The organism is Plebeiibacterium sediminum, assembly GCF_026013605.1.
Lineage (GTDB): Bacteria > Bacteroidota > Bacteroidia > Bacteroidales > Marinilabiliaceae > Saccharicrinis > Saccharicrinis sediminus.
The window spans coordinates 1-6416 of sequence record NZ_JAPDPJ010000126.1 but is presented as its reverse complement, the minus strand read 5'-3'; the positions used below and the strand labels follow the sequence as shown (position 1 = coordinate 6416).

The window sequence follows — 6416 nt, the reverse complement described above, 5'->3', positions numbered from 1 at the left end:
GATGTACTGGCATGATTCAATGAAACAGTAAAGTCTAAAGTAGCAGTACCTGAATTGCCCTCTGTTACAGATGCATCGTTAATGCTGATGGCCGGTTGACCATCGTCATCGGTAATGGTATAGGTATGATATGAGTTTGTCCCTAAAATAGCATTAGTAGGATACGATAATGTAACAATTACTGTTTCATCTGACTCATATATGGCATCGTTGATGATGCTGGCAATAGTTATGTTTGCAGATGTACTACCTGCTATAATTGTCAATGTACCATTTGCCAAAGTATAATCTATTCCTGAACCAGTTGCAGTACCAGTCACGGTATACTCTACCATCACATCCTGACTGCTTACGGATGAAAGATCAACCTGTAGATCTGCACTGCTTAAGGACTCTGCTCCACTTGAAAATGTTGTGTTGAATGCCACTGTCGGTAAAGATGTAGTAATCGTAACTATTGGTTCTGTTGTGAAAGTTACACAAGAGCCTGTTCCTTCATCAACATATACATAAAATTTTGTTGTTTCAGAAAGTACCCCTGTAGATAAAGAAAGTATTCCTCCATTACCAATTGAACTGGCTATCGGTGAGTTTGTATCTCTATTATACAAATAATAAGTATATGATACATTTGTAGAATTGGATGCATCGCCAACAAATATATTTGTTGTCTCCCCACTTGAAACAGATGTATCTTCAGCTATCACTGGGAATAAAGTAGAAGAAGTCCCTCCCCCATTTAAAGTTTCTGAAATAGCCGGACTTGTACAATCATTTGTCGTATTTTTCATGGTAATATCTGTATAACTACCATTAGAAAGACCTGTTATAGTATAAGTTCCATCAGCTTCACTAGTAATTGTTGAAGTAATTGGATTCCCTCCATTTCTTACATAACTTAGTTCATAAGAAGCACTTACACCTAACCCAGTAATTGTTATAGAACCATCTTCTGCTGTACATGTTGCTGGAATATTTGTGGATCCAAGAACTGTCATATGGGGATTCAAATCAATTGATAACGTATTTGTTGCATCAACACTGCAATCAATCCCTGGATTTAACTTTTCTGCTCTAACACTAATTTTAGATGGATCAGGACTTAGAGGCAACGGAATACTAGCCAGAGTTAAATTTGATATCCCGTTACTAAACTGAGAATATCCAAAGTCATTACCTCCTTCATCAATTAGTGTATAAATATATCCGAATTCAACCCCACTTACTTCAATATTTATTGAGCTATTAGAAATGTCATTACATGTTTGACTGTAGGGTAACAAAGTTGTTGCTCCTGGAACCGAAGAACATTGTACAATTTTAAAATCTGTCGATAAACTACTCTCACACCCGCCAAAAGCCTGAGTTACTTGTATTTTTCCACCTTCGTACAATTCGCCAGCAGGAACAGGGTTTAAAATCCATGTGTTTCCACTTATTAGTGCATCTGCAAGATAAATTTCATCAATATAAATTTTCACATCTGTTGCAGACGAGTTACAACTTCCAGAAAGCGCTGTTGTGTAATTATAAACAGGATCTGAAGATATACTTAGACCTGTATTTGTGGGAATTTGAGTTACAGTAACAATATTAGAATTTTCACTAACAGCTCCACAACTATTATTTGTTGCAGTGGCATAAACACTACTGCCGGTTGCTATTGCTACACCTGTTAGAGTCCATTGATTATTTTCAACAGATGTTGTTGGTGTTAATGCTATACCATCATCATAAACAGTTATTACAGTACCATCCTGTTCTGCAGAATAGCCAGAAACAGTTGTTAAGGGGCCATCTACACAATCAATATCATAAACAATAGGTACTTTGGGAGCCACATATACTGTATTTGAATTTGCAGAAGCACAACTTAAACCTTTTTGTGTAACTGTAATATAATCACATGTATTTAGCTCTAAACCATGATTAAAGTTCCAAAAACCACTTGCGCTTAAAGTTGTTGAAGTCTCTGTTCTACCATTTACTTTTAAATAAAGTGTATTGCCACTAGTTCCATTCCCTCCAGAAATAATATCTGCATCTGAGGTAATAGGACTATCTAACGTTAACGTATTTTCTACTGTACCGCCAAGGCAAATTTCTACTAATTCACAACCTCCACCTGCAGAAATATAGTATGTTCCGTCCGGAAAGCAATTACCTGTTTGACATTCGAATTCAAAATAATATTCATTAGTATTCCAATCATTAGCTATAATGGTGTGTGGATTAGTACTTCCTGATTTCAGGTTTGATTCATTAAACGGAATTGTTCCTGCGGGATCTGAATACACAGTAATGACATCTCCTACAGATCCTGAATAATGGACCCCTATACCTTTTCCTGCATTTAGTCCAAGGACTGTTGGAACTGGAGAATCACAACCAGCACCAACAATAATTTCGGAACAATCTGAAAATGAAACAGATTTTCCTGAAGCCGTTGCTGTTGCTGAAATTACATCTCCATCAGTAAGTGTCAATCCTGATATTATCCATACACCTCCGCCTGTAATTGTTGTAGTTGCACCAGGTTCTAATACCCCATTAATATACAGTTGTATTTCAGTAATTGATATTTCTGTAGTTGTACCACTAACTTCTGTATCACTTTGAAATATTGTACCATCAATTCTTGGACAATCTGTTCTGACAGCAGGAAAACCAGTTGTATTATCAGGCGAAGTTGGGATCTGCCCTTCTATTAAATCTGTAAACAAACATTCTAAACAGTCTCCATAAAGACCATCATCCACACCTCCTACATCTGATACAGAGCCACAAAATGTGTAACTATTTGACGTATTAGTTGTTGCTGCCATCCGGAGCGTTGTAGATGCTGTAATTCCCATATCAGCAATAGGAACATAAAAATCATAAAAGAAATCTAAATCACCATCATCCTGAATGCCAGATATGGCTTTTTGATGATTTATACCGCCAATATAAGAATGTAAAATCGTAGGTGTACAACCTGGTGAACCAGTATTTATATCGTAAATAAAAACATCCTGCTTATTTTGCAAAACAATTGCAAGTTCAAAACCTGGATTTTCACTACTATACTCAGGATCATCATTACCAAATTTGCTATCGGTATCAATTAAAACTGTGTAACCTTTTGAATTTGGCCTGTAATCAGCTAATCTAAATCTAAAGACCATATTATTTCCGTCAAACCTGTAATAAGTAGCAGTTCCTTGGTCATTTACAGAAAAATCGGTAAAACCTTCATCCGGACCACTCCTTATATCCCGTAATACCTCTCCACTACCTATTGTAGGAAAATTATGCCATTCTGAGGCATTTTCAAACTCTGGCACATCATTTCCCGGGTTTCCTTCTACAGCAGAAGTAAACCCTGTTGACGAAACAGAAACATATCCATCTCCATTTGGATCCAACACTGTTGAACCGAAACCTGTTGCTGGTTCATAAATCAATCCTGGTGTTTGACCATTTATTGTGATAAAACATAATAAAAACAAACTCAAGATAAATGTATTCTTCCTAAAAATTGCATCCATAAATAAGTAGTTATTTAAAATAATTATATCTTTCACGAATCAAAATACTATGGTATTCTAGCATTCCTTATAACTTATACGATCATTTAAATAAAACAATTCCTAATTCTTAACACTATTTGACAAATAAGTTCAATTGTGTGATAAACAGAATATTATTTAACTCATAAATAGTCTTTTTTATATCATAAGGTTATCTATAAATCTATAGCTATACTATTTATATACAGGTAACAAAAACAATTTTCCTAACACCAATAATCACATAATAAACTCATTACCTGTAACATATTCATTTAATCTAAAAATTTATAATCTACATATTGAACTAAAAACAAATAAATCAATGAAAATAACTAACCTCTTATAAGTAAAAGCTATTTTACCGACAGCTAATCTTTTATCCTACAAGCAATTTTTATGATTATTTGCAACATCCACCATCTTATGGCATAACGATCTTTTTATAAAAGATGGTCTTAAAACACACTACTGTAGCTATTACAGGTATTTGAAGAGTAAGTAGCGCAATTTACGCTTTAGATATTTAAGTCATTCTATTTTGATTTTAAGGTTAGATTCAATATACAGTTAAATGATTCATAATTAGTATTCAAATATTTAACTTTATTAATTAAATGTCAAGTCATTAGTATAAAATTTATTTTTTTAATCATAAAACTTATTAAACTACTAGTATAAACACTTAACTCAATCTATAGCATATACCTTTTCAATGGCGTAACTTAATATTTAAAACAGTCCTATTGCAGCATAATTTTATGAAGTGAAGGATGATAGGTCTCCGAATGGTCTTTCGTATGAATCGTTCCCCAAAGTTCATTGTTTTGTTGTCGTATTCATTGCCATTGCCCCAAACCCTCAGGCTGAGAAAAAATAAAATGCAAAGATCTACTGCATCAACATCCTTTCCATTTTATTTTTACTTGAATGATTTAATTTTCCGGAAACAATTAAGAAGTAATATGAATCTTATTGAAGTCTGTCAGATTAAACAATAAAAGGAAGCTACCTTAACTCCCTTTCATTGTCTTGCAAATTTTGTGAACTATATTAATTAATCACGTTTTAAAGTAAACGAATAAACATAGGTTTTATTCGTTATAATAACATAATTATAAAAATTACCATTTTGTAAAGGGATTTTTAATCAAAGATGAATTATAATATTTGGGATCACCTGTGACTTCTTTCCCTAACCAATCAGGCAAATCAAAAGTCTTTTCTTCACTCTCTAACTCAACCTCTGCTATTGTAAGTCCTGAATTAAGGCCAGCAAACTCATCAATCTCCCAGGTAACTTCATTAGTCTTTACTATATATCTTTTCTTATCAATAATTGGTTTCTCACATAAACCAATCAAACTGGATCCCTCTTCAAAAGGAATTTCATATTCAAATTCTGCCCGGGACATCCCGATACTCTCCCCTTTGATTGTAATCCATGCTCTTTCACCTGAAACTCTAATTCTAACCGTCCTTTCCTTATCAGAACAAAGATACCCTTGTTGAATATGAATAACTGTATCAACTTGTTTTTTCCAGTCTGAATTTTTTAAAAGAAATTTTCTTTCTATTTCAACTCCCATAATTTATTATTGATTAAATATCGACAACGGTGAAAACTTGATTTGTAAGGCTCTTTGAAAAGCTAAATTGTCTGACCACAACAAAGCTGAAGCTTTTACTTTGATTATACCTTTTTTCAACTATAACCTAAGCACACGCTTCGGCGGGGCTCAAATACCATATAAACCTTTTAAAATTCCTCTAGTGCCTTATAAATTAATTTTTGTGTCATGTTCAATTTTTTTTATCCTTCTAGCAAATTCTTCTTTCAGGTCTTTATTTTAGCATCCCAAAAAATCTCTATTTTGCAATTCCTCGTATAATATCTAATCTATTCGATGGTGCATTTGGAGCCATAAAATTAGGTATTGTTTTGTCTGTCCGTTTAGGTCTGTTTAAAAATTCAACAGGCCATTCTGTTAATCGTTCTTCTTTTATATGTTCATATTTTCCTGGTTCTGATTCTTGGATATACTCTCTTTGCAGAATCAAAGCTAAAGGTTCTTCAGTCCCAATATTATTTTTTGAAAATTTTTCGGCTTCTTCATAAGTTTCAAAAACGTAATAGTAATTGTTACCATCTTCTAAATCTTCCGCACCATTTTCCGGATGACACCAAACTCTGTATTCCAGCACTTCGTCCCATACATATCCTCCTCCAGATTTTACAGAGGCTGGATAATTACCAATTTTTGTCTTATCTAATATTTTTGGATATGTCTGCATGTTTTTCTTAAATTCGTAACAACTGATTGACTATGCCAAGGAAGGGATTTTATAGCACTCTCGTTTCAATTTAACACTAATTTTAATCACTTGTTTTACTTTTCAATTGACCATAAAAACCCTTATGGGTATAGCTTTCATTAACAAATGTTATTATTTAAATCCTCTATGAATCCCATCATTATCAGTTGCATTTAAAAATTCTTCAAAGTCCATATTTGATATTGAAAGATTATTTTCGACTCCCCACATTTCAGATGGAATCACTCTAAATGAATCACCTGGTTTATCATACAGGTCAACGCATAATATTGGGTGTTCAACATGATTTATTGTTATACAGTCAACTATAAAAATGAATAAATGCTTATAGTTTTCATTTCGTTTTAAAAGTCTTTCTTTTTTAAGCCCTGCAAATTTACTGTTACTTAAATATTCAACATATGGTCTAAACCCAAGTTCTTTACCTGATCTTTTTGGGATCATGTAAAAAAGTTGGGTCTAAATTGTATAATTAATAATCATGCAAAATTTTTGTTAACCTAAACAAGAAGAATTTTACATCTGAAA

General features: G+C 33.2%; 4 protein-coding genes. All 4 read right to left on the bottom strand.

The features are described from left to right. On the bottom strand, window positions 1-3530 hold a 3530-nt coding region (locus OM075_RS24055), incomplete at its 3' end, for a Calx-beta domain-containing protein (RefSeq protein WP_301193110.1). A gap of 1145 nt (window positions 3531-4675) precedes the next feature. Further along, a complete protein-coding gene (locus OM075_RS24050) occupies window positions 4676-5140 on the bottom strand; it encodes a CYTH domain-containing protein (protein WP_301193109.1) in 465 nt (154 codons plus the stop codon). Window positions 5141-5420: 280 nt separating this feature from the next. Next, window positions 5421-5846 carry a hypothetical protein gene (locus OM075_RS24045; protein ID WP_301193108.1) on the bottom strand — a complete coding sequence of 142 codons (426 nt, stop codon included), beginning with the start codon at window positions 5844-5846 and terminating at the stop codon, window positions 5421-5423. Between the two features lie 153 nt (window positions 5847-5999). Further along, the gene (locus OM075_RS24040; RefSeq protein WP_301193107.1) at window positions 6000-6332 is read right to left on the bottom strand and encodes a DUF6924 domain-containing protein; all 333 of its coding nucleotides are present in this window, start codon (window positions 6330-6332) and stop codon (window positions 6000-6002) included. Window positions 6333-6416: the final 84 nt, after the last annotated feature.

Excerpts from the sequence above, each read along its gene's own strand:
- OM075_RS24045 (WP_301193108.1), bottom strand. The coding sequence starts at position 5,846 with ATGCAGACATATCCAAAAATATTAGATAAGACAAAAATTGGTAATTAT.
- OM075_RS24040 (WP_301193107.1), bottom strand. The coding sequence starts at position 6,332 with ATGATCCCAAAAAGATCAGGTAAAGAACTTGGGTTTAGACCATATGTT.
- OM075_RS24050 (WP_301193109.1), bottom strand. The coding sequence starts at position 5,140 with ATGGGAGTTGAAATAGAAAGAAAATTTCTTTTAAAAAATTCAGACTGG.